The sequence below is a fragment of the Candidatus Methanomethylophilaceae archaeon genome (genome assembly GCA_017524805.1).
Lineage (GTDB): Archaea > Thermoplasmatota > Thermoplasmata > Methanomassiliicoccales > Methanomethylophilaceae > Methanoprimaticola.
Map to the genome: position 1 here is coordinate 83,154 of JAFXUX010000008.1, position 21,178 is coordinate 104,331.

The 21,178-nt window shown below is 53.7% G+C and carries 24 protein-coding genes and 5 tRNA genes; 20 read left to right on the forward strand and 9 right to left on the reverse strand.

Annotation, left to right across the window (positions count from 1 at the left end; translation table 11 throughout):
• Nucleotides 1-194 precede the first annotated feature (194 nt).
• The 3 genes from IKP20_02215 (at nucleotide 195) to IKP20_02225 (ending at nucleotide 1,874) form a co-directional block, all read left to right on the forward strand.
• Nucleotides 195-365, forward strand: a complete 171-nt coding sequence (locus IKP20_02215) for a 50S ribosomal protein L37e (GenBank protein MBR4503777.1) — start codon at nucleotides 195-197, stop codon at nucleotides 363-365.
• 9 nt (nucleotides 366-374) lie between these two features.
• Nucleotides 375-1,760: an amidophosphoribosyltransferase gene (gene purF / locus IKP20_02220; protein ID MBR4503778.1), complete on the forward strand. Its 1,386-nt coding sequence runs from the start codon at nucleotides 375-377 to the stop codon at nucleotides 1,758-1,760.
• Nucleotides 1,761-1,801: 41 nt separating this feature from the next.
• Nucleotides 1,802-1,874: transfer RNA gene (locus IKP20_02225), tRNA-Ala, on the forward strand.
• Nucleotides 1,875-1,916: 42 nt separating this feature from the next.
• On the opposite strand, the gene IKP20_02230 is transcribed toward IKP20_02225, so the two are convergent.
• Complete coding sequence (locus IKP20_02230; protein MBR4503779.1) at nucleotides 1,917-2,462, reverse strand: hypothetical protein; 546 nt, start codon at nucleotides 2,460-2,462, stop codon at nucleotides 1,917-1,919.
• Nucleotides 2,463-2,505: 43 nt separating this feature from the next.
• Here IKP20_02230 and IKP20_02235 point away from each other — a divergent pair, with 43 nt between their 5' ends.
• Nucleotides 2,506-3,369: a hypothetical protein gene (locus IKP20_02235; GenBank protein ID MBR4503780.1), complete on the forward strand. Its 864-nt coding sequence runs from the start codon at nucleotides 2,506-2,508 to the stop codon at nucleotides 3,367-3,369.
• 141 nt (nucleotides 3,370-3,510) lie between these two features.
• The gene (locus IKP20_02240) at nucleotides 3,511-4,356 is read left to right on the forward strand and encodes a DUF1638 domain-containing protein (protein MBR4503781.1); all 846 of its coding nucleotides are present in this window, start codon (nucleotides 3,511-3,513) and stop codon (nucleotides 4,354-4,356) included.
• 26 nt (nucleotides 4,357-4,382) lie between these two features.
• On the opposite strand, the gene IKP20_02245 is transcribed toward IKP20_02240, so the two are convergent.
• A complete protein-coding gene (locus tag IKP20_02245) occupies nucleotides 4,383-5,627 on the reverse strand; it encodes an MFS transporter (GenBank protein ID MBR4503782.1) in 1,245 nt (414 codons plus the stop codon).
• Between the two features lie 53 nt (nucleotides 5,628-5,680).
• On the opposite strand from IKP20_02245, the gene IKP20_02250 reads away from it, so the two are divergent.
• Both IKP20_02250 and IKP20_02255 read left to right on the forward strand, forming a co-directional pair.
• A complete protein-coding gene (locus tag IKP20_02250; protein MBR4503783.1) occupies nucleotides 5,681-5,920 on the forward strand; it encodes a cation transporter in 240 nt (79 codons plus the stop codon).
• 60 nt (nucleotides 5,921-5,980) lie between these two features.
• Nucleotides 5,981-6,349: a NifB/NifX family molybdenum-iron cluster-binding protein gene (locus IKP20_02255; GenBank protein ID MBR4503784.1), complete on the forward strand. Its 369-nt coding sequence runs from the start codon at nucleotides 5,981-5,983 to the stop codon at nucleotides 6,347-6,349.
• 46 nt (nucleotides 6,350-6,395) lie between these two features.
• On the opposite strand, the gene IKP20_02260 is transcribed toward IKP20_02255, so the two are convergent.
• Nucleotides 6,396-7,181 (reverse strand): NAD+ synthase, encoded by a 786-nt coding sequence (locus IKP20_02260; protein MBR4503785.1) that lies wholly within the window; start codon nucleotides 7,179-7,181, stop codon nucleotides 6,396-6,398.
• A gap of 51 nt (nucleotides 7,182-7,232) precedes the next feature.
• Between IKP20_02260 and IKP20_02265 the strand changes: the two genes are divergently transcribed.
• From IKP20_02265 to IKP20_02295, 7 genes are all read left to right on the forward strand, one after another.
• Nucleotides 7,233-8,084 (forward strand): carbon-nitrogen hydrolase family protein, encoded by an 852-nt coding sequence (locus IKP20_02265; GenBank protein ID MBR4503786.1) that lies wholly within the window; start codon nucleotides 7,233-7,235, stop codon nucleotides 8,082-8,084.
• Nucleotides 8,062-8,146 (forward strand) — tRNA-Ser (locus IKP20_02270). Before IKP20_02265 ends, IKP20_02270 begins: the two co-directional genes overlap by 23 nt.
• A gap of 128 nt (nucleotides 8,147-8,274) precedes the next feature.
• Entirely contained in the window at nucleotides 8,275-8,703 is a 429-nt protein-coding gene (locus IKP20_02275; protein ID MBR4503787.1) for a homoserine dehydrogenase, read from the forward strand.
• Between the two features lies 1 nt (nucleotide 8,704).
• Entirely contained in the window at nucleotides 8,705-9,757 is a 1,053-nt protein-coding gene (locus IKP20_02280) for a homoserine dehydrogenase (protein MBR4503788.1), read from the forward strand.
• Nucleotides 9,705-11,273, forward strand: coding sequence for a citramalate synthase (gene cimA, locus IKP20_02285; GenBank protein ID MBR4503789.1), 1,569 nt, complete (start codon nucleotides 9,705-9,707; stop codon nucleotides 11,271-11,273). Before IKP20_02280 ends, cimA begins: the two co-directional genes overlap by 53 nt.
• Entirely contained in the window at nucleotides 11,270-11,542 is a 273-nt protein-coding gene (locus IKP20_02290; GenBank protein ID MBR4503790.1) for an ACT domain-containing protein, read from the forward strand. The genes cimA and IKP20_02290 overlap by 4 nt, the downstream gene beginning before the upstream one ends.
• 5 nt (nucleotides 11,543-11,547) lie before the next feature.
• Nucleotides 11,548-12,912: a PFL family protein gene (locus tag IKP20_02295; GenBank protein ID MBR4503791.1), complete on the forward strand. Its 1,365-nt coding sequence runs from the start codon at nucleotides 11,548-11,550 to the stop codon at nucleotides 12,910-12,912.
• Nucleotides 12,913-13,076: 164 nt separating this feature from the next.
• On the opposite strand, the gene IKP20_02300 is transcribed toward IKP20_02295, so the two are convergent.
• From IKP20_02300 to IKP20_02315, 4 genes are all read right to left on the reverse strand, one after another.
• Nucleotides 13,077-13,249, reverse strand: a tRNA-Trp gene (locus IKP20_02300).
• A 177-nt stretch (nucleotides 13,250-13,426) separates the two neighbouring features.
• Nucleotides 13,427-13,504: transfer RNA gene (locus tag IKP20_02305), tRNA-Arg, on the reverse strand.
• Between the two features lie 99 nt (nucleotides 13,505-13,603).
• Complete coding sequence (locus IKP20_02310; protein MBR4503792.1) at nucleotides 13,604-14,209, reverse strand: hypothetical protein; 606 nt, start codon at nucleotides 14,207-14,209, stop codon at nucleotides 13,604-13,606.
• A gap of 77 nt (nucleotides 14,210-14,286) precedes the next feature.
• Nucleotides 14,287-14,688, reverse strand: a complete 402-nt coding sequence (locus tag IKP20_02315; protein ID MBR4503793.1) for a hypothetical protein — start codon at nucleotides 14,686-14,688, stop codon at nucleotides 14,287-14,289.
• A 275-nt stretch (nucleotides 14,689-14,963) separates the two neighbouring features.
• Here IKP20_02315 and IKP20_02320 point away from each other — a divergent pair, with 275 nt between their 5' ends.
• Nucleotides 14,964-15,755, forward strand: coding sequence for a hypothetical protein (locus IKP20_02320; GenBank protein ID MBR4503794.1), 792 nt, complete (start codon nucleotides 14,964-14,966; stop codon nucleotides 15,753-15,755).
• A 102-nt stretch (nucleotides 15,756-15,857) separates the two neighbouring features.
• On the forward strand, nucleotides 15,858-16,616 hold the full coding sequence (locus tag IKP20_02325) for a 4-hydroxy-tetrahydrodipicolinate reductase (GenBank protein MBR4503795.1): 759 nt from the start codon (nucleotides 15,858-15,860) through the stop codon (nucleotides 16,614-16,616).
• A gap of 307 nt (nucleotides 16,617-16,923) precedes the next feature.
• On the opposite strand, the gene IKP20_02330 is transcribed toward IKP20_02325, so the two are convergent.
• Both IKP20_02330 and IKP20_02335 read right to left on the reverse strand, forming a co-directional pair.
• Nucleotides 16,924-16,996, reverse strand: a tRNA-Glu gene (locus IKP20_02330).
• Between the two features lie 455 nt (nucleotides 16,997-17,451).
• Nucleotides 17,452-18,957, reverse strand: coding sequence for a hypothetical protein (locus IKP20_02335; protein ID MBR4503796.1), 1,506 nt, complete (start codon nucleotides 18,955-18,957; stop codon nucleotides 17,452-17,454).
• 310 nt (nucleotides 18,958-19,267) lie between these two features.
• On the opposite strand from IKP20_02335, the gene IKP20_02340 reads away from it, so the two are divergent.
• The 4 genes from IKP20_02340 to IKP20_02355 all read left to right on the forward strand — a co-directional run bounded on the left by IKP20_02340 (nucleotide 19,268) and on the right by IKP20_02355 (nucleotide 21,124).
• The gene (locus IKP20_02340) at nucleotides 19,268-19,681 is read left to right on the forward strand and encodes a hypothetical protein (GenBank protein ID MBR4503797.1); all 414 of its coding nucleotides are present in this window, start codon (nucleotides 19,268-19,270) and stop codon (nucleotides 19,679-19,681) included.
• Entirely contained in the window at nucleotides 19,653-19,850 is a 198-nt protein-coding gene (locus tag IKP20_02345; GenBank protein MBR4503798.1) for a hypothetical protein, read from the forward strand. The genes IKP20_02340 and IKP20_02345 overlap by 29 nt, the downstream gene beginning before the upstream one ends.
• Nucleotides 19,851-20,370: 520 nt before the next feature.
• Nucleotides 20,371-20,916, forward strand: coding sequence for a transposase (locus IKP20_02350; GenBank protein ID MBR4503799.1), 546 nt, complete (start codon nucleotides 20,371-20,373; stop codon nucleotides 20,914-20,916).
• Complete coding sequence (locus IKP20_02355) at nucleotides 20,885-21,124, forward strand: transposase (GenBank protein ID MBR4503800.1); 240 nt, start codon at nucleotides 20,885-20,887, stop codon at nucleotides 21,122-21,124. Before IKP20_02350 ends, IKP20_02355 begins: the two co-directional genes overlap by 32 nt.
• Nucleotides 21,125-21,178: the final 54 nt, after the last annotated feature.

Here is a 21,178-nt window from a genome sequence, read left to right on the forward strand (position 1 = left end):
CCGTATCTGGGCGCTCTATATAATAAGACAGATACGTTCTTATATCGATTGCAGTATGGGCAACCCAGAACATAGCCCGTGGCATGTGAAGCGCCCGATTATTCCCTCTTCGCAGGGAAAAAGGACCGGGAAGCCGCGGAGTGCCCTCCAACAGCAGGGCAAGGCATCACTATCAATTCCAGGAGACATCGATCATGGGAACCGGAACAGCCGCGCAGGGAAGACACAACAAGCATAAGACTCACATCCCATGCCGCAGGTGCGGAAAGCGCTCTTACCACATCAGAAAGGGCGCTTGCGCTTCTTGCGGGTACGGGAAGACCACCACCATCAGGTCTTACCAGTGGGCGAAGCTTCGCGATTGAGCTGATATCATGGCAGGGCCGAAGCACAGCTGCGGTGTCGTGGGCATTTCCGCCGGTTCCGGCGTCGCGCATCCGCTGCGCACAGCCCTCATGATTCTTCAGCACCGCGGGCAGGAGAGCGCCGGGATTTCCGTATTCGACGGGAATTCCATCGATAGCGTCAAAGGGGACGGGCTCGTTGAGACGGCCATACCCGCGGACAAAGCCGGATGCATGAGGGGAACGGCTGGGATAGGGCATGTCAGATATGCCACCACCGGATCCAAAGGCGTGATAAACGCGCAGCCCATAACGGTCAAAATCGCTTCGGGGATGCTTTCCGTAGCCCATAACGGGGACATCACCAATTTTTCGGTCCTAAGGGACAGATACATGAGAGAAGGCAGGACCTTCCTCACCGATTCGGACAGCGAGCTGATTCTCAAGCTAATTTCCAAGCATCTGTCGGAGTCCGGCGACATCGTGAAGGCCATCCGCGCCTCCATGGGCGAGCTGGATGGCGCCTATTCCCTCGCAGTCCTTTACAACGGCAGGGTATTCGCCGCCAGGGATCCGTTCGGGTTCCATCCGATCTGCCTCGGCAAAGTCGAAGGCGGGCACATGTTCGCGTCGGAGAGCACGGCCATAGACGCTCTCAAAGGCGAATTCATCAGGGACATCCAACCCGGCGAGATATGCGAGATCACCAAGGATGGGTACGTAATCCACGCGATGGAAGGCACCCACGCCCATTCGAGATGCATGTTCGAGTGGGTCTATTTCGCAAGGCCCGATTCCGTGATCGACGGCAAGGAAGTCTACGAGGTCCGCAAGAGGATCGGGATGGTTCTGGCGAGGGAGTGCCCCGCAGACGTCGATCTGGTCATGCCGATACCCGATTCCGGGCGCGCGCACGCCATAGGATACGCTCTCGCCGCGGGCATACCTTACGAGGAAGGCTTCATGAAGAACCGCTTCGCCGGAAGGACGTTCATCCTGCCGGAGCAGAAGCTCAGAGAGGCCGCCGTGTCCACGAAGATGATTCCGATCCGCAGCACCGTCTCTGGCAAGCGCATAATCATTATCGACGACAGCATCGTTAGAGGTACTACTCTGAAAATCTTGGTCTCCATGCTCAGGGACGCGGGAGCCAAAGAGGTCCACGTCCGCATCGGAAGCCCTCCGATCATCGCCCCGTGCTATTACGGCGTCGACATGAAGACCAGGGACCAGTTCATCGCCAACCATTATTCCATCGACGGCATCAGGGAGCAGATAGGGGCAGACAGCCTCGGTTACATCAGCCTCGAGGGTCTGGTCGAAGCCATCGGGATGCCGGCCGACGAGCTCTGTCTCGCGTGCACCAACGGCAAGTATCCCACCCATATCAGCGGAGAGGAATACAGGTTTTCCTGATACAAACCTTTTTAAACCATGAGAATATCATGGTCTTTGCTGGGCAGGTAGATCAGTTGGAAGATCGTTACCTTGGCATGGTAGAGGCCGCGAGTTCGAATCTCGCCCTGTCCACCTTTTGATTTTTCCCATTAAATTATGCGGCCAGTCTGCGGTTTATCTCGGCACAGCGCTCGACGGCTTTTCCGCTGCGGCGTCTCCTTCCCTGACAAACTCGAAGTCGGCCTCCTTGAACAGCGGCATCACGAAGATGTATCCTATCCAGCGGGTCAGCGGGGGGTTCTCGGTCATCGGAGGGAGGTAGAACCTGCGTACGGACGGGAGCATCATCATGATCATGGTGAGAGCGGTAATGATGATGAGGACGGTGTCGTCGATGGTCACCCCGGTCATGCCGATGATGTCGCGGGCTTTGTTGATCACCAGCAGAATAATGGACGTCCTCATGACCTTCCTCCACGAGCTCGGTTTGGCCGAGGCTATGCCGATGACGGAGCTGACGATCAACAGCAGCATGACGATGGAGAACACCATGGCGAACGCCCTGCTGGCGATTTCGTCCGCCTCATCCGTTATGATGTGGAGATAGAAGCAGAAGTTGAGGATGTAGCGGATTATGACTAAGGTGAGGAGTATCTCGCCCATGATCACTGGGGCCGGCACCTTCGTCTTGTTCTGCCCTTTGCCCTTCCGCAGCTCCATAGGGGAGGTTATAGGCTTATAGGATTAAACCGATGCCTATGGCATGAGCGCGAACGCGGCCGACCGTTTCCTGAATTGCGTCATGAAGCGCTCGGACAGTGACTCCCTATTCCGCATCGGCGCGTTCCTGATGATCACGATTCTGGCTCCTGCTATCGCGATCGTCGTGATGCACGAATTCCTTGGCAGCGGTTCGAGCATCGCAGACACTGGCGTCGAACTGGTGGCATGGACGGCGATTCTCTACGCCCTTTATCTGGAAGTGAAGGGCCTAAACTTGCATCTCGCCCGCGATGCGGAATGGGCGGACTCTCTCGCATCTTATGCCAGGTTCCGCGGGCGCGGTTCGGATGAGATCGATTCGCTTGCCGGTTCAATGCGCGACGCAGGAAACGGGCGCGCTATGCAGGTCACCAAATACACATTCTTAGCTATGGCCGTCGTCAACATTGCGGCGGCTGTCTTAACCGGAAACCGCGATATCGGCGTGACATCCCAATCCATCCTGACATGGGCGGCGCTGATCCTGACCGTGGTGGAGATGGCTTTCACGTCCGCATACATTCTTGAGACTATTACCAAGCACAACTTCCAGCAGTGCAAATTAACATCGCTGTTCGTGGAGAGCATGGGCGGCATCATCAATATCGGGGAGATGTCAACCGGAGCTGCCAAGGAGAAAATCGATCTGTTGCCGCACATCATTCTGCTGATGATCACGCTGGGCGTTTATTCGCTGTTCTTCAACCTGTTCGTCTTGCACAGGATGAACAATCACATCTCATGCCAATGGGAGTACGAGGAAAGGCTCCTGGAAGAGATCGCGAAGGCCGAAGGCGCAACGGACGTGCGGAGAATCGAGGTGGAGCGGAAGAAAGTGAAAGCGATCTTGGGCATCTTCCAATGATATGCGGTTGCATATCGGATTTCAGTGTTTCTTTCATCATCGAAGATGGGTTTTGCGCATCCAGCCAGGCTATTGTCATCGTCTGTGCAATCGGACGGAAATCCCGACAGATTTAATATCCATATGCAAGATTTATTCGGTATGACAAGCGGAATCCTTTGCGCCATCGCGTGTCCGATGCTGGAGAATGAGCTCCTGCACAGCCTCATGTCCGATCCGGAGGAAAAAACGGTATACGTCATCGACAACGATGATGCGGTGACATTCAGGAGGAAGGCTGACAGGCGCGGGTTCCGCTATGAGCTCATCCCAGATTGGAAATTCTATTCGGATCACCAAGACATAGACCGCACCAAGTTCAATGTCGTGATCCATTTCAACCCGATGGCTCTCCATGAGTTCCCGGACAAACTCAAGAGCCAGGTGGAAGAGCAGGTGTCAAAGGTTCAGCCATACTGCGATTCGGTGGCTGTGTATTATGGAATGTGCGGGTCCTTCGGCTGGGACATACAGAATTGGGCAGCCGAAAAAGGGTTCAAACCGACGTCCACAATGAAATGCCCGGACGGAAAGGTCTGCGACGATTGCGTCGGGGTTGCGATCGGAGGCGGCACCAATTACACCAGGCTCACCAAGGAATACACTGGGATGCTCTATCTCATACCCACGGTCGCATCCAATTGGAAGGAATTCTTCGGCGGATTCAAAATGCGCGAGGAATTGGAAAGCATGACTTCGGACATCAAGGAGTACTTCGGGATCACCGACCCGGACAGCTACATGAAATGGATGTTCTCCATAGCGGGATATCAAAACGGTCTCATCATTGATACCGGGTTAGAGGACGACAGGGAAGAGTTCGTGGGGCAATGCAACAGCATCTGCGAGAAGATGGAGCTGGAACCTTTGGAGATATCCGAGGGCTGGGTAACTTTGCAGCCGGCGGACGATATCTATCGCGGCGCTAAAGCGGCCCTCCAATCATGATCTCAACGTTTCTTTGCCGATCGGCCTCAGTTATTGGGGCCGTCATCCGGCATTCTGCCTGAGCCGGTCATCTCCAGGCCCTTCAGGCTCCCGCCTCCTGCTTTTATTATTCCCCACAGGGCGCAGAATGTTATCCCGCCTATGGCCATCAGGCTCCCGAGTGCGACGGTGTATGAAGGGAAGGGAAGCGTAGACGCTATCATCCCGATGCAGCCGATCGTGAAGTAGACGAAATTGATCAGCCCGGACAGCACGCCGTTGTCCCCTTCATGGCTTGCCATCATGGCCGCCATGCCCCAGGGGCTCATAGAAGCCAATCCCACTACGAACGGCAGGAACAGCAGGAAGAAAACCCACCACGACTGGTCTCCGAACAGAATTATCAGAATCCCCGGAATCGTCTCTAGAGCGGTATACAACGGGATCCGCTTGTAGTTGGGCACGTCTTTCGTCGCACGGTTTATGCAGATCATCCCAAAAGAGCCGATAAGCATCGCCGATGCCAGAGCCAACGAGTATTCGGACTCCGCGAATCCGAACATGCCCTCATAGATGTACGACGATACCGACAGGTATCCCATGAATGCGAAACTCATCATGCTGGACATGACCATGAAGATCATCAGAGAGCGGTCCGACAGGATGGACTTCGTTCCGATGGCGACATCCTTGAATCCCTTTCCTTTCCTGTTCTCTTCCGGAAGCGTCTCCGTCGTCAGGAACGCCAGCGCAAGGCATATCAGCGAAGCGACGGCGGTAACGTAAAATGTGGTCCTCCATCCCGATACGGAGATTATGGCGGCGCCGACGATCGGCGAAAGCATCGGCCCCAGGGCGCGGAATATGGCGTTCATGTTCAGCACCCGTACGCGCACGCTGCCCTCATAGGAATCTTTGATGAATGCCGCGGACATCGTGATGGACGCTCCCGCGCCTATCGATTGGATCACTCTGAAAATAATCAGCGACCATACGTCTCCCGTAAGTCCGCATGCTATGGACGCAGCGGCATGCATCGACAGACAGACGATTAACGGCTTTTTCCTTCCGTGCCTATCGCTGAGAGGCCCGATCAGGAGCATTGATACGGCCATCCCGAATATGAATCCGTACAGCGTAGCGTTGAGAGAAGCGGCGTCGGCGCTCAGATCAGAGGCCATGTCCGGCAGAGCGGGAAGATACATGTCCGTGGAGATGGGTCCGAACATCCCCAGAAGGATGACCATCCCCAAAAACGTCTTCGGACCCAAGACCATTTGCTTCGGCGCCATTCTATACCGCAAGACATTGCTGTATAATAAGCGGATTGCACTATGTGCTCAGTATGAAGATGGTTCTTTTCATGGCCGGATTGGAATGCCAGGACTGCGCCGACAAGATAGAGGCGCACATACAGAGGCGCCCCGGGGTGAACGGCGCCGCGCTGATGTTCCAGACCAAGAGGTTCATCATCGATTGCGACCCGTCCAAGGCGGATGAGATCGTCGAAGAGGTGAGAAGGAGCGCGGCCAAAGCCCAGGGGAACGTCACTGTGTCGAGGATAGAGCGAGGTTCACACCTCTGAAACTATTCCTCGGAAAACGACAGGCTTAAAGCGAAACCTAGCTGTGGTTCGGCCGGTATCATGAAGATAGCTGTGACGTACGAGAACGGCGAAGTGTTCCAGCACTTCGGAAGGACAGAGAACTTCAAGATTTACGACATCAAAGACGGGAAGATAGAATCCTCCGAGGTCATCGGGAACGGAGGCTTCTCCCACGGCGGGCTCGTCCAGGTCCTTCTGGATAACGGAGTGGACACATTCATCTGCGGAGGCATCGGCGGCGGAGCCAGAGATATGATCGAAAGCCGCGGGATCAAGCTCCTCCCGGGGGCGAGCGGAAACGCCGACGCATGCGTGCAGGCCTATCTCGACGGAAAGCTGGATTACGACCCAGATACGGAATGCCACCACCACGAAGGCGAAGGGCATTCGTGCAACTGCGGCCACTGAAGATGCAAAAACCGGAGCGGGAGTTTTTCCCTGCTCCGGGCCGATCTCAGAAATCGTCCGGGCGGATAGGCAGGAGCCTCTTGTGCTCCATGGATTCCACCTGGGCGCGGATCCCCGCGACGACGTCCTTGGGGATGCCTGTATCCGCCTCTATCTGCGCGTCGGTCCTGTCCTGTTCCATCGAGTACAGTATCCTGTCCAGATCCGCGTACTTTATACCCATATCCGATTCGTCGGTCTGGCCTTCCCAGAGCCCAGCCGATGGTGGCTTATCGATTATTTCCTGCGGGATCCCGATGAGCTTCGCGATCTGCCTGACCTCTGTCTTATACATGTTCGCCAGAGGGGTCATGTCGCACGCTCCGTCGCCGAATTTGGTGAAGTATCCCATCATAATCTCGCTCTGATTCGATGTCCCCACGACGATGCTGTCCCTTTTCTTGGCGAGGTTGTACAGCACGATCATCCTGCATCTGGCGGAGATGTTGCCTCTCTCCAACGGAGTCTCTTTTCCCGACAGGAGAACGGCCGCGAGAGCGTCTACGGCAGGCTGGATGTCTATCACCTTGTATTCGGTCCCGAAATCGGAGCAGAGCTCGGCGGTGGTCTTGTAGTCCGCGGCGGGAGTCACCCTCGACGGCATGAAAACGTTGAGGACCTTGTCCGGGCCTATGGCATCGACGCACAATTTGGTCACCACAGCGGAGTCAATCCCTCCGCTTATGCCTATTACCACGCCTTTGCAACCTATTTTCTCAACTGCCTTCCTGATGAAACCGAGAATCCCGTCGACATCCTCGGGCGTTATGTTAGGTATGCTGACTCCGGACATCGTTACCTTATCGGAACACAATCTTATAAGATGTCCGCAGGTCTGGTTGGCATGATCGTGAAGATGGGGCTCTGCCAACTGGTTCCGGAGCCAGGAAATCCCGCGGCCAACGCCGAAGCCGTCTGCGAGCTGCTGGCGACGATGGACGCCGATGTGCTGGCATTCCCGGAGATGTTCCTGACCGGCTACGGCTCCGACATCAGCGGACTGAAAGATGATACGGAGGCGGCATTGGACAAGATTCTCGCCGCCTGCAAGAGCGCGGATAAGGCTGTGGCGATCGGCGCCCCAAGATGGGATGGCGGCAGGATATACAACGGATACTTTTTCCTGTCTCCAGATGGTGTCGCGTGCTATGACAAAGCCCATCTGGCGAAATTCGGGATCTATTCCGAGGACGGATTCGATGAGGGGAACCACCGCGTCATGGGAACTTACAAAGGGATTCTGTTCGGGATGTGCGTATGCTACGACATCTTCTTCCCTGAGATCCTGCATGGCTGCTCTTTGAATGGAGCTTCGGTGAACATCTGCTGCGCCGCATCGGCCAAACCTTCGAAGCCGTTTTTGGACGCTGTGCTCCCGGCCAGGGCGGTCGAGAATGTCACATATATGGTTTACATCAACAACGTGGGGCCAATGGCGGGCCTCGATATGCATGGCTGTTCCCGCGGATTGGACCCTTTGGGCAACACCATCGCGGATTGCGGGGATGACGTGTGCGTCTCGATCATGTGGATCGACACCGATCACATCAGGAAATGCAGGGACATCAGACGGCATCTCGAGGATTTCCGTTCGGATGTGGACTGGCTGGGGGAACCGCGATCAAGCTACTGTGCAAAAAGTATTAATGCAACTATAAGTTCCTCCCATCGAAGCCGAGGTGGTCCAGCCCGGTAAGGCGCGAGCCTGGAAAGCTCGTGGGAGTCTATCCCTCGGGAGTTCAAATCTCCCCCTCGGCGCTTCTTCTAAGCCACAGATTATTAATCCGTTCGGACATGGGGAAAGCATATCGGTGCGGAATATGATTGTGAACGCCGAACTCTTCGTGAAAGACCTTCCAGGACAATTGGTAGGGTCTCTGGAGCCTATCTCCCTTCTCGACGGGAACATAGTGGAAGTCGTCCACAACCGCGAGAAAATAGTGAACCACAGGATATGCATCAACGTCACCTTCGAGATCGAGGACCAAGAGCAGCTCTGCAGGCTGAAGGACGTCTGGAAATCCAAGGACATAATCATATCCAGGTTGGGCTCGGTTTATCAGACGTATTCCATGGAATACATGCTCATAGGGGATTTCGACGGGAAGGGAATAGAGGATCTCATCGGCGAGGCATCCAAAAACGTGAATCTGGATGCCACGGACATCAGATACTCGTCCAAAGCCGGGAACTCGTCCAAGCGCACGGCGATGGTGGCCGTCAAGACCCGCAGCGAAGAGGACTTGGAGATGCTGGACAGATTCCTTGACAAGAGATGCAAGGAATCCAAGATAACATACGTGAGAGGCGTTTGAGATGAGGATTTTCATATGCGGTTTCGGCACCGTCGGCCAAGGCTTCGCGGAAGTCCTCGCATCAAGGAAGGAGTTCCTCGAAAAAAGGTACGGCGAAGGCGTTTCGATCGTCGGCGCGATGGATTCCAGAACTTTTGCGTATGATCCGGACGGTTTGGATCCCCTTTCGCTCGTGTCCCGCAAAAAAGAGAGCGGAAGAGTCGGCAGCAACAGCTATTCCGATCCGAAAAAAGTTCTGTCCGAGTGCGAATACGATCTGATCGTAGAGGTCAGCCCCACTGACGTGAAGACCGGGGGTGCCGGGCTCGGCAACATAATCTGCGCTCTGGAACGCGGGAAGGATGTCATAACCGTGAACAAAGGGCCTCTGGCTCTCAAATACGCGGAGCTCACCGGCTTGGCGAAGAAAAACGGATGCTATCTCAGATACGAAGGGTCCGTCGGAGGGGCTATGCCCATCATCAACCTGTGCACCGAGGGTTTGGTGGGGGAGAGGATAACCTCCATTCGCGGGATATTCAACGGCACATGCAACTACATACTGAGCAAGATGGACAAAGGCCAGCCCTTCGACCAAGCGCTCAAAGAGGCGCAGCAGCTGGGCTACGCCGAGACCGATCCGACCAACGACATCGAGGGATATGACGCGGCCTGCAAGGTCGTCATCCTGGCGAACTCGGTATTCGGCAGGGATGTGAAATTCGACGACGTCAGGATCACGGGGATCACGTCGATAACCGAGGAGGCCGTGGCCATGGCCGCCGCCCGCAACATGGTCATAAGGCTCATAGGCGAAGTGACGGAGAGCAAATTGGAGGTCGGCCCCAGGCTGATTCCCAAGGGGCATCCCCTCAGCATCTCCGGCACGCTGAATACTGCTCAGATAATAACCGATCTCGCCGGGCCAGTGACTGTATCCGGCAGAGGCGCTGGGCGCACGGAGACGGCTTCGGCGATACTCAGCGACCTCATAGCCATCGCTGACAGAAGGCTCCGAGCCGATGGGAAGAGTTTACATCTACGACACGACTCTCAGGGACGGCTCCCAGACTGAGGGGGTATCATTCTCCAGCGGAGACAAGTTGGACATACTGGAAAGGCTGGACGACTTCGGGATGGATTTCGTCGAGGGAGGATGGCCCAGATCCAATCCCAAGGACGACGAATTCTTCGATAAAGCTTCGAAGAGAAATCTGAGGAATTCGGAGCTGGTAGCTTTCGGGAGCACAGCCAGACCCGGGGTTCCGTTCGGAGACGATCCCAATCTCAAAGCGCTGGCCGCATGCGAGGCTGAATGGTGCTGCATCGTGGGGAAGGCATGGGATTTCCACGTCACCGAAGCCCTCGGGATAGGTCTGGAAGAGAATCTCCGCATGATATCCGGGAGCGTATCTTTCCTCAGGGGCGCTGGGAAGAGGGTGATGTTCGATGCGGAGCATTTCTTCGATGGGTACAGGTCGAACCCGGAATACGCGATGGAAGCCGTTTCGGCGGCGGAAAAGGCGGGCGCGGAATGGGTCGTGCTCTGCGACACCAACGGAGGTTCTCTGCCCGAAGAGATCGGAGCGACAGTGTCGTCCGTATCCCAAAAGATGGAGGCCAGGCTGGGGATACATTGCCACAACGATTCCGACATGGCCACGTCATGCTCATTGGCGGCCGTCCGCGCCGGATGCGAGATGGTACAAGGGACAGTGAACGGCATAGGGGAAAGATGCGGCAATGCCAACCTGTGCGCCGTCATACCCAATCTGGCTTTCAAGATGGGCGCCGACATCGGAAGGATAGACGTGTCGAAGATGACCGATCTGTCCAGATGCATCGGCGAGATCGCAAACATGGTCCCGAACCCGGGGATGCCTTACGTCGGGAGCAGGGCATTCGCGCACAAAGGCGGCCTGCATGCATCTGCGCTGTCCAAAGACCCCCGCACATACGAGCACATAGATCCCAGATCCGTCGGCAACAGCCGCAGGATATTGGTCTCGGACATGGGCGGCAGGGCAAGCGTCGCCGAGAAGCTGAGGCAGCTAGGATTGAGGGAAGGCGACGACGACGCCAAGATCATGGGCATAGTCAAAGACTTGGAATCAAGGGGTTACCAGTTCGAGGGCGCAGACGCCAGCTTCGAGCTTCTGGTCAAGAGGCTCAGGGACGAGATAGAGCCGATGTTCGATATCGTCGGCTTCAGGGTATACACCGATGACGGCATAGGCGATGGGACGCTGTCCGAAGCGAGCGTCAAAGTGTCCGACGGGAAAGGCCACATCGAGCATACGGCCGCGGATGGGAACGGCCCTGTGAACGCATTGGACAACGCCCTGAGGAAAGCTCTGAGATGCTTCTATCCGGAGCTGGCGAACATCAGGCTCACCGACTACAAAGTTCGCGTGCTGGACGAGAGAGGAGGCACCGGGACCGGGGTACGCGTCCTCATAAGGTCCACAGACGGCAGGGAGGACTGGACCACCGTCGGGGTTTCAGTGAACATAATAGAGGCAAGTCTGGCGGCTCTGAAGGATTCCTTGGAATACGCACTTATAAGACGTTCGGAATCTGACGCCCAATGAACAGAGTGATAGTCACGCTCATAGGCAAAGATAGGGTCGGCCTGATCGCCGCGGTTTGCACCTATTTCGCGGACAACGGCATCAATATCCTCGATATCAAGCAGACCACGGTCCAGGAGTTCATCAACATGATGATGATCGTCGACATCGACGGTTACAAAGGCACCTTCAAGGATATGTCTGAGGGGCTGGAAAAAGTCGGTAAGGACATCGGCTGCATTATCAGGGCCCAGCGCGAAGACATTTTCGACATGATGTACAAGGTCTGAGGCCCATGACCGAGCTAAAGGAAGTCTTCGAAGCCAACGACATGGTCCTCCATGAGAATCTGGACGTCAGAACCATCACCATGGGGATCAGCCTCCTGGATTGCATCGATCCGGATTTGGAAAGGCTTTGCGAGAAGATATACGGCAAAATCACTGAGTACGCCAAGGATCTGGTCTCCGTCGGCGACGAGATCGGATTGGAATTCGGGGTTCCCGTGATCAACAAGAGGATATCCATCACTCCCGCCGCAATCGTGGGCGGAGCGGCATGCAAATCGCCGGAGGATTTCGTAAGGATAGCGGAGACATTGGACAGGGCCGCGAAAGATGTCGGCGTCAATTTCATAGGCGGATTCTCCGCGCTGGTCCAGAAAGGGATGACCCCCGCAGACATGAACCTCATCCTTTCAATACCGGAAGCTCTGGCCAAAACTGAGAGGGTCTGCTCATCGGTCAGCCTGGGATCCACGAAAGCCGGAATCAACATGGATGCCGTCAGGCTCATGGGGGAGATCGTGAAGAAGACGGCGGAGCGCACCGCGGATAATGATTCTCTCGGATGCGCCAAGCTGGTGGTTTTCTGCAATCCTACCGACGACAACCCCTTCATGGCGGGAGCCTTCCACGGCGTGACCGAGGCGGACTGCGTTCTGAACGTCGGGGTAAGCGGACCCGGAGTCGTGAAGACTGCGCTCTCAAAAGTCAGGGGAGAGAATTTCGAGATCCTGTGCGAAACCATAAAGAAAACCGCGTTCAAAATCACCAGGGTGGGGCAGCTTTACGCCAAAGAGGCCTCCGAAAGGCTGGGAGTCCCATTCGGCATCGTCGATCTCTCGCTCGCCCCTACGCCCGCCGTCGGGGACAGCATCGCCGACATCATCTGCGAGATGGGGATGGAATATGCTGGTGCGCCCGGGACCACCGCAGCACTTGCGATCCTCAATGATCAGGTCAAAAAAGGCGGGGTCATGGCTTCCTCTTACGTCGGAGGTCTGAGCGGAGCGTTCATACCGGTCAGCGAAGACAGCTCCATGGCCGAAGCCGCCGACATAGGAGCTCTGACCCTCGAGAAATTGGAGGCAATGACATGCGTCTGCTCCGTCGGGCTCGATATGATCGCTATTCCCGGGGAAACCCCTGCGACAACAATCTCGGGGATAATCGCCGATGAGATGGCCATAGGCATGATCAACCAGAAAACCACGGCTGTCAGGGTCATACCTGTCATCGGCAAAGGCGTCGGTGATGTCGCAGAATTCGGCGGGCTTCTGGGCGAGGCTAAAATCATGCCCGTGAACAGATTCGGATGCGCCGATTTCGTGAACCGCGGCGGAAGGATTCCCGCTCCGGTGCACAGCTTCAAAAACTGAACAAACCGCCTCGTCAGGGGCGGAACATTCTTTTCAATACGATTCTGCGCAATCCGTTAGATCAGTCTTTTCCAAAAAGCGTACGCTCTCAAAAAATCAGCAAAAATAAATAAAAAAGGTTGGGAGGCACATGAAGTGCCCGAGAACCAGTGAAGATGCGTAGGTGGGGGCAGAGGGATTTGAACCCTCGTCAGCGGGTTTCCACTGTGAGGGGAGCTACCCCCCACGGAATTGAATGAGTCATCGCTCCAGTTATTCATCATAACTTCAGCAAACCCATTTACAATCACTCTCAATAACTGGAGCCCACCAGTCTGCCAGGTTAGCCTATACCCCCTTGAGTGTGATGGCGAGTTGCGATCACTTCTTACGCATCTTCGCTGCTCTCTTTCTTCTTCTCATTTTTTTCTTGCGCCATTTCCAACGCTGGTTGCCGCGTTTCTTCCAGGCGCGTGAGCCTCTCTTCATGTGACTTCCTTCCTTGAATGCGTCATCACCGAGGGTGATGCATCCTTGGCGGGCCCGTCGGGATTCGAACCCGAGGCGTCTGGCTTAGAAGGCCAGCGCTATATCCTGGCTAAGCCACGAGCCCACTCTAACCCAGCCATCATCTCATACGATTTAAAGGTTTAGTTGAGTTGTGGAACGGGACGATGCTAAATACGGGTGTAATCTCGCATCGATTCTGCTCTCAAAATCCCAATCTTGTACGCAGCGATTCGAAATCCATGAAATCGGATACGGAGCCCACTCCGGCAAACATCATGACAGCCTCCGCCACGCATGTGATTCCGAGCAGAAGGAGAATCGGCCACAGGTTCAGCAATTTTCCGAAAAGCTTCACCAAAGACTCTGCAAATCTGCACAACCCATAGACTATGGCGCCGACGATCAGCGAAATGATGATGCGGGGCCAGCCTTCCGACAGAAACGTCAGGTCTATGGCATCGGCTATCATAACCCCGTTCAAACCGCCCAGTGCGATATAGACGATCGCCATCAGCAGCAAAGCGGCAATCGCGGAGAAATTGACGTTGCGGAAAGGCCTTATGATCAGCGCGAAAGCCGTAATCGCAATCAGAATGGCGGCGAACGTGCTCCACTCTGAATAGCGGGCCACCGCTTCGATGAGCATGCCCACTCCGAATATGAAGCCGGCGGCGGTCAAAACGACGTACTTCCCATCCTTATCTTTGGCATATTTGATGGCTATGGCCATCGCCAGAATGCCGCCTATAAGAAGTATCGTCTGAGGCAGATTGCCCTGGATCCAAGCTATGGCCTCATCAATTTCCATTGGATTCCAGATGCAGCTGCAACCTAAAAATGTTGTTGGAAGGGGAAAGATGCCGCCTCAAACGGGCGGCTTTGATTTCAAGCGATCCTTGTTCCTGCGGCAGGTGTCGCACTCTGGTCATAAATCGCGACTGTGTTGAAGCACCAAACCGCGTTGGCTTTCAGCCCTATCGCAGAAAGCTTGAGATTCATTTTGTCCACTGCGCGACCGCTGGTGAGACGCTCCGGATTCTCCAGAATCAACTCATAGGAAGTCGTGCCAGAAGTCAGAAGGATCGAAGCTTTTTTGGTGGTGCGAAGGTTTTCGGCAGCTTTCTTCATGAGAATTTCTCCTACCAAAACCTTCCCTACCTCGAGAGGGCAGAGATCAATGCTTCCGCATGCTATTGCATGGGGCTGTCCTGCGCGGTCGCAGGTGACTAAAACTTTGACTGTGTCGGGGACGAAAAGGTCAGCGACGTTTTTGGGAATTACAACCATCCATATTCACCTAACGCAATAATTATCTCCAACAATATTTATAATAATCGATTATCTGATGGAATATTAAAATATTGATAGATACAACAAATAGTAATGGAGGATATTTATATTGACAATATAGCCACCACTAATAACCTTAAATCAACATAATATTGCCTATATTAATTCAAGTATAATATGTCAGTATGGACGAATCATTCGACAGCAAAGAGTCGCCTTTACAAAATATTACATTTACTTACACAGAAAAGAAAGTGTGGGAAAAGGTCCGCATGGATTACGCAGGCATAGCTGAGTTGCGTACTGAAAACGGAAAATACAGCAATCTTGCCTTGATGCTGTCTGACCAATGCCCTTGGACAACAGAAATAGAAATAAGCGGACGGAAGGGAACCATCGGCGGCCCTGTATTGAAGCAGTATTATGAGATTTTGGATGCTATCTGCAATATCGAGAAACCCAATCCCGAAAAGAAATACACTGTGGAACGGTATCCGAAAAGGGTGATCAGAGAGGCTGCCGTCAATGCCGTCGTCCATCGCGATTATGGCATGGACGAACCGATAACCGTATGCGCAGATCTGGAATCGGCGAACATAACTTCGCCGGGGGGCGTATGGGTCACCGACAAGAAGGAAAACGGCCCACTAGCCAGAAACTCCGGGCTGGCCAAATTTTTCCGCGCTTTGGAGGGATTCAGCTTCCGCGGGAATGGAATAACATCAATCAAACACTGCTACAGGATGACGCCGCAGATGCCTTCCGCATCGTTTACCGACAGCCATTTCGCCATAAATCTCCCGGCCATCAGCGTGGTATCTTCAGCATACGAAATTCGCAAAGAGAAAATCGAGAACATAATAGCCGCTTTCAATGGCGCTTCTGTAAGCACAATTGCCGAGAATACGATGCTTTCGCCGCAGTATACGAGGCGCATCCTGAAAAGGATGGAAGGTGAAAGGATCATATTCTGCACAGGATGCGGCAGAAAAAACATTTATTACCTCTGTTCTAAAAGAGACAATGGCAGGCAAACCAGAACGATGCGATGGATAACGGTTTAATCGCATCAGCAAATTAGGGTCTGATAGCATGGATTCAATCTGCGACAAGGAGGAAAGCCTTTGACCAATGTAAGAGTGGGGCTTGTCGGCGCATGCGGAAGGATGGGGACTCTCATCATACGCCGCGTCTTGGCTACCGAAGGTATGGAAATAGCTTCCGCATTCGACATCGTGAACATCGGAAAAGATATCGGGGATGTCGTCGGAGTGGGAGCTTTGGGGGTTCCGGTATCTGATTCTTCCGAATTGGCAGCCGTTCTCAAAGAAAGCAAGACCGACGTTCTGATAGATTTCACCATAGCCAAGGCTACCGCTGTCAACGCTCCGATCGCAGCGTCGGCTGGGGTCAATCTCATCATAGGGACTACCGGCCTCAGCGCAGAGCAGAAGACTGCGATCACCGACGCCGTGATAAAGAACAACGTCGCCGCTGTGATCTCATCCAACTACTCCATCGGAGTCGGGGTCTTCTTCAAGCTGATCAGGGATGCCGCCGGATACCTAGGTAACGAGTACGACGTCGAGATAATAGAGGCCCATCACAACCAGAAAAAGGACGCGCCCAGCGGGACTGCCATGACTGCCGCCGAGATAATCAGCAAGGCCATGGGCGGAAAAGAGCTCATCTGCGGAAGAGAAGGCGTATGCCCCCGCGGGAAAGAGATCGGCATCCATTCGATCAGAGGCGGAGACATCGTCGGAGATCACACCGTCATGTTCATCGGGAACTCGGAGCGCATCGAAATCCGCCATCAGGCCCATTCCAGGGAGATTTTCGTAGGCGGCGCTGTGATGGCTGCCAAGTGGGTAGTCTCCCAGAAAAAAGGAATCGTTTACGGCATGGAAGACGTGCTGAGCTGAAACTACAAGCCGGCGGCCTGCCGGCCTTTTCTATTCAATATGTCGGCTGGACATGTGTCAGACTGATCGAACGCAACAGTATTAAATACGGATATAGGCAATTACTATGATGGTCTGAGGCTTAGCTCGCAAGATCTGGCTGAAGACCACTTTTAGCTTTTCTGTTTCATTATCTGCGGGGTTGTCATAGCAATACCGCGAGCATTTTTCGGTTTTTGGCAAGGCAGTCAGAAAATTCGGCATCAGCTATGGAAACGTCCGGTAAAAGTCGCTCAGGATACAGTGCGAAGCTGAAAGAATAGATGAGTGCTCGCGACGGGATTCGAACCCGTGTTGAAGCCTCGAGAGGGCTTCATGATTGGCCGCTACACCACACGAGCACAGGCAATCCGCCCATCGATTGATAATATATAAAAGTTTTTAGTGATGGCGTTCAATCTGATTTCTATTTCAGGCTTGCAGATCCATCCGCGGAGGTTCAGTCCATTTCAGACGCCCAACAATTGTCTTGCGAGGATGTCTTAGCATAGGCAGTCGCCACGTCCGACCGTATGCGCGGAGCCACCGGGATGTCGATTCATTGGTGTCAGGTAACTATTCAGGACCTTCGTAGTAGCACTATAGTAAAATATCATTACGATAGGTCCTGAATAGTTACAAACAATTCATGATGGCCTGTGCCTCAGCGCCCGGCCGAAGACTGGGATTCTTCACTGTCTGGCGGAGAGGTCCAAACTACAACTTATTGCAGGGAAAAAAAGGTTTAGGGCTGTTCGCGAAGGCCTTTGGCCGCCGATACCGCTCCGATTGCAAGACATCGGAGTGGGATCGGCTTTCAGTTCGTTTTTCTGAGGCAATCATCGAGATATATCACAGGCTTATCGTAAGTGAACATAATTTCTTTGACGATGCCTATGGAATAGGACGTTGAATTGCAGACTACAACTGCATCGAACTCGGAATCGTTCTGATTCATCAGCGATATGAGATCTGATGTTGTAGATATGGCCGAATGGATTTTGATTCCCATATCCTCCAATAAGCGATTCACCATATCCGTGCTGTAATTGTCGCCGTATACCATCACAGAACGATACTTTCCTTCTGCCAAAGAATCTGACAGTTTCTTCAATGCTTGTTTGGAGTTTTTCTTCCATTTCTTCTGGTTCTGAGTGTATTCAGCTTTGTTATTGATGGAATGACGCTCTTGGAACAGATCTTTAATCGCTACCTGGATTCCGACCTTGTCCTTGAGGTATTTGCATTTCTTCTTTTCGGCCAGCTGCAGAATGTCTTTGCAATAATAGTCGTTGTTCTGCGCATTCAATTGCAGCCACTCGAAGTAGCTCGACCTATTTTTCTTATAGTAATCGATGTTGAAGACGTCGGAGAAGTTATCCAATTTGCCTATGAGATCCAGCGTGGTCAGAGTACGCCTGCATTTCTTGCACAGCCCGCAATTGAACGGTTCCCTCATGCACACATGCAGATATTTTTGGGCGATCTCATAATCGGCCAATTCTATGGTCTTCTCGATTCTGGAAGCTTCGACAGGCAAGGGGAATATCGAAACCTCTTTGGTCGAAAATACCGTCGCCAAGAACATCTCAGCGTATTCGCCGCCTTTCGAATTGTTCACCAGATCCAGGTCCTGTATGGTGTACGTGGTTGCAGAATAATATCTCCCAATGAATTTCTTTACCAGATTGACGCAAGCTATGTGATAATATGTCAGTCTGGTGCCTCTTTCTCCGGGGAAAATCGATGCTATATTCGATTTGATATAAACCAACGGAAGATCTATTTCGTTGACGAGTTTCTCGACCTTCTTCAGCAGATAGTCTTCGGTCTTATCGTGGTTGCGATAGACGTTGAAATCCCCCACATCGAATACGAAACTGCAATCAATCTTAGAATCCTCGGAGTTCCCATATTTTTCCAGAACATACAAAGAATCGATTCCCATTGACAACCCTGCGCCGGTCATCTTCTGGGTGCGGTTGCTCTTTGCGGCGATTTTGGATTTGGCAACCACATTGATCTCGCTTAAGGTCCTGTCATATTTCACGACAGCCGGTATGAATATGTTTCTGATATTGAACAGGAGATCCTCCGACACATCGCCCTCGCACACTATATCGTGGTGGTGTTTGATGGCGCCAGGAAGAAGGGATATAAGAAAAGGGTCGCAGTCCTCGCTGGGCTTCATCTTTTTTACCCAATCTCTCCCTCCCTCATATTTGACCTCTATCTCGAAAAAACACTCATGCTCATTGTTATCCACGACAATCTTCGATGTGACCTTATTCTTCTGGATGGTGGGGCGGCCTATTGTTATCATGTGGCTGCCTAATAAGATGCACCTATTTATTATGACCTTCAAACGTATTATGTTTGAATGGTTTATGCGTCATTGCCATGTCCGCTATAATAAATAACGTCAAGATAATACGGCTTCCATCTACTCTTTTAAAGAAACCGACCATGACGCTCGCTCTTTCAGCATGCGATATTATTTTCTTTTGGTAACTATTCAGAACCCATCTTCACTATAGTTTTACATGCGCCGATCAGAGTGGTAGACAAATACATAGGCATAATATATTATGCCTATGGAGATAAGTAATAGGTATATATATACCTATGCATATGTGGATTCGAAGATAGCCATGTCCATAGTGAAGATGAAGAACAAGAAGACGGGGGTGACCTACGTCTATGAATCCACATCGTACTGGGATAAGGAAAAGCGCCAGCCTCGCAACAAGCGCAGGCTCATCGGGAAGCTGGATCCAGCCACAGGCGAGATTGTCCCCACCGGGAGGAGAGAGCCGGCCAAAGGGCCTGTTTCGATGGGCGGCGGCACGCCCGAACCATCGGACTTCGGGCCCGATATGGGAGCATCCATCGACGAGAGGGAGGCCGAGATACTCGAGCTCAGGAAAAGGGTCCTCGAGCTCGAGATCCAGCTCGGGAAAAAGACTGCGGCGCTGGAAAGGATCAGGCGCGCCCTAGACTCCTGCTCTGAGCGAGAACATGAGCGGATCCGAGAACGCACGTCCTGATGCCAGCAGAGAGGAGCTGCTTGCGGAAATCGAGTCCCTGAGACTGGAGTGCAGGGCCAAGGACGAGACGATCAAGGCCCTCCAGGAGAGGATCAAGGAGTTCGAGGGTAGGGTGAGGATGAACTCCGCGAACAGCTCCAAGCCCCCTTCCAGCGACGGCTTCATGTAGCCGTCGCCCAAGAGCCAGCGCGTAAGGAGCGGAAAAAGGCCAGGCGGGCAGCAGGGGCATGAGAGGCACAACATGAAGCTCCCGGCTGAGCCGGACGAGGTGATTCGCTGCATCCCCAATAGGTGCTCGGGATGCCAAGGCCTGGCCGGATGCATCTCCGGCCAGGCTTTCGAAGTGGCGGAGAGCAGATATGTGGTCGACGCCGTGATGGAAGTGAGGGTGCGCGAGTACAGGGCGATGCGCGTGAAGTCGTGCCCCGTGGACGGGCGTCGCGGCGTGTCGATTGGGAGCTGCGGCCAATTCCCAGAGGGGGTGAGAGCGCACGTCCAGTACGGCGATTCCTTCGCTGCTGTGGCCGGGATTCTCAACACCTACGGAGCGGTCAGCACATCCCGCGTCAGCGACCTGATACGCAGCATGTTCGGGGTCTCCTTGTCCGTCGGGACTGTGGATTCCATGTTGCGCAGATGCGCGGAGTGCGCCGAAGAAAGCCTGGAGGGCGTCAGTGAAAAATCGTCGAATGCGACGTCTCCAACTCGACGAGACCGGAGTGAGATGCGGTGGCAAGCTGATGTGGGTCCACAGTTCCTCGACGCCGCAGTTCACCTACCAGACTGTCAGCGAGAAGCGCGGGACAGAAGGCATATACGACAACGGGGTCCTCAAGGATTTCCGGGGGATAGCGGTCCATGACTGCTGGCACCCTTACTGGAATTTCTGGAGGGCGAAGCACGCTGTCTGCTGCGCGCATCTGCTGAGGGAGCTTACGGGTGTGGAGGAGATGGAGCCGGGCCATGAATGGCCACGGCGTTTCAGAAGCCTTCTCCTGGACATGAAGTCCGAAAAAGAGGCAGCCCAAGCCGATGGGAAGGATTCTCTGGACGCGAAGCAACTGCAGCGTTTCGACGATCTGTACGACGAGATCATCCAATTGGCAGATTCCGAGCGCCCTCCCCCGCCGGGACCCCGGAGTGAAAAGGAGGGGAAAACGCAAGCTGGGGAAGGAGCGCGCTCTCATAGAGCGCCTCCGCGCCTTGAAGGGGTCCGTGACCCTCTTCGTCCATGATTTCAGGGCTCCATTTGACAACAACCAGGCGGAACGCGATGTTCGCAATCTGAAGACGAAGGTCAAGGTCAGCGGATGCTTCCGCACCAAGGAAGGGGCTAGGAGGCATCTGCAGGTGATGTCGTACATCAGTACGGCCAGGAAGCAAGGCGGGAACGCCTTCGAATCATTGGTGACGGCTCTTTCGAACCATCAGGACCTATCGTAATGATATTTTACTATAGTACTACTGCGAAGGTCCTGAATAGTTACCAAACTACAA

Coding starts and splice junctions, on each gene's coding strand:
- IKP20_02215 (MBR4503777.1), top strand. CDS start 195: ATGGGAACCGGAACAGCCGCGCAGGGAAGACACAACAAGCATAAGACT.
- purF (MBR4503778.1), top strand. CDS start 375: ATGGCAGGGCCGAAGCACAGCTGCGGTGTCGTGGGCATTTCCGCCGGT.
- IKP20_02230 (MBR4503779.1), bottom strand. CDS start 2,462: ATGGAGCTGCGGAAGGGCAAAGGGCAGAACAAGACGAAGGTGCCGGCC.
- IKP20_02235 (MBR4503780.1), top strand. CDS start 2,506: ATGAGCGCGAACGCGGCCGACCGTTTCCTGAATTGCGTCATGAAGCGC.
- IKP20_02240 (MBR4503781.1), top strand. CDS start 3,511: ATGACAAGCGGAATCCTTTGCGCCATCGCGTGTCCGATGCTGGAGAAT.
- IKP20_02245 (MBR4503782.1), bottom strand. CDS start 5,627: ATGGCGCCGAAGCAAATGGTCTTGGGTCCGAAGACGTTTTTGGGGATG.
- IKP20_02250 (MBR4503783.1), top strand. CDS start 5,681: ATGAAGATGGTTCTTTTCATGGCCGGATTGGAATGCCAGGACTGCGCC.
- IKP20_02255 (MBR4503784.1), top strand. CDS start 5,981: ATGAAGATAGCTGTGACGTACGAGAACGGCGAAGTGTTCCAGCACTTC.
- IKP20_02260 (MBR4503785.1), bottom strand. CDS start 7,181: ATGTCCGGAGTCAGCATACCTAACATAACGCCCGAGGATGTCGACGGG.
- IKP20_02265 (MBR4503786.1), top strand. CDS start 7,233: ATGATCGTGAAGATGGGGCTCTGCCAACTGGTTCCGGAGCCAGGAAAT.
- IKP20_02280 (MBR4503788.1), top strand. CDS start 8,705: ATGAGGATTTTCATATGCGGTTTCGGCACCGTCGGCCAAGGCTTCGCG.
- cimA (MBR4503789.1), top strand. CDS start 9,705: ATGGGAAGAGTTTACATCTACGACACGACTCTCAGGGACGGCTCCCAG.
- IKP20_02290 (MBR4503790.1), top strand. CDS start 11,270: ATGAACAGAGTGATAGTCACGCTCATAGGCAAAGATAGGGTCGGCCTG.
- IKP20_02295 (MBR4503791.1), top strand. CDS start 11,548: ATGACCGAGCTAAAGGAAGTCTTCGAAGCCAACGACATGGTCCTCCAT.
- IKP20_02310 (MBR4503792.1), bottom strand. CDS start 14,209: ATGGAAATTGATGAGGCCATAGCTTGGATCCAGGGCAATCTGCCTCAG.
- IKP20_02315 (MBR4503793.1), bottom strand. CDS start 14,688: ATGGTTGTAATTCCCAAAAACGTCGCTGACCTTTTCGTCCCCGACACA.
- IKP20_02320 (MBR4503794.1), top strand. CDS start 14,964: ATGGATTACGCAGGCATAGCTGAGTTGCGTACTGAAAACGGAAAATAC.
- IKP20_02325 (MBR4503795.1), top strand. CDS start 15,858: ATGGGGACTCTCATCATACGCCGCGTCTTGGCTACCGAAGGTATGGAA.
- IKP20_02335 (MBR4503796.1), bottom strand. CDS start 18,957: ATGATAACAATAGGCCGCCCCACCATCCAGAAGAATAAGGTCACATCG.
- IKP20_02345 (MBR4503798.1), top strand. CDS start 19,653: ATGAGCGGATCCGAGAACGCACGTCCTGATGCCAGCAGAGAGGAGCTG.
- IKP20_02350 (MBR4503799.1), top strand. CDS start 20,371: ATGCGACGTCTCCAACTCGACGAGACCGGAGTGAGATGCGGTGGCAAG.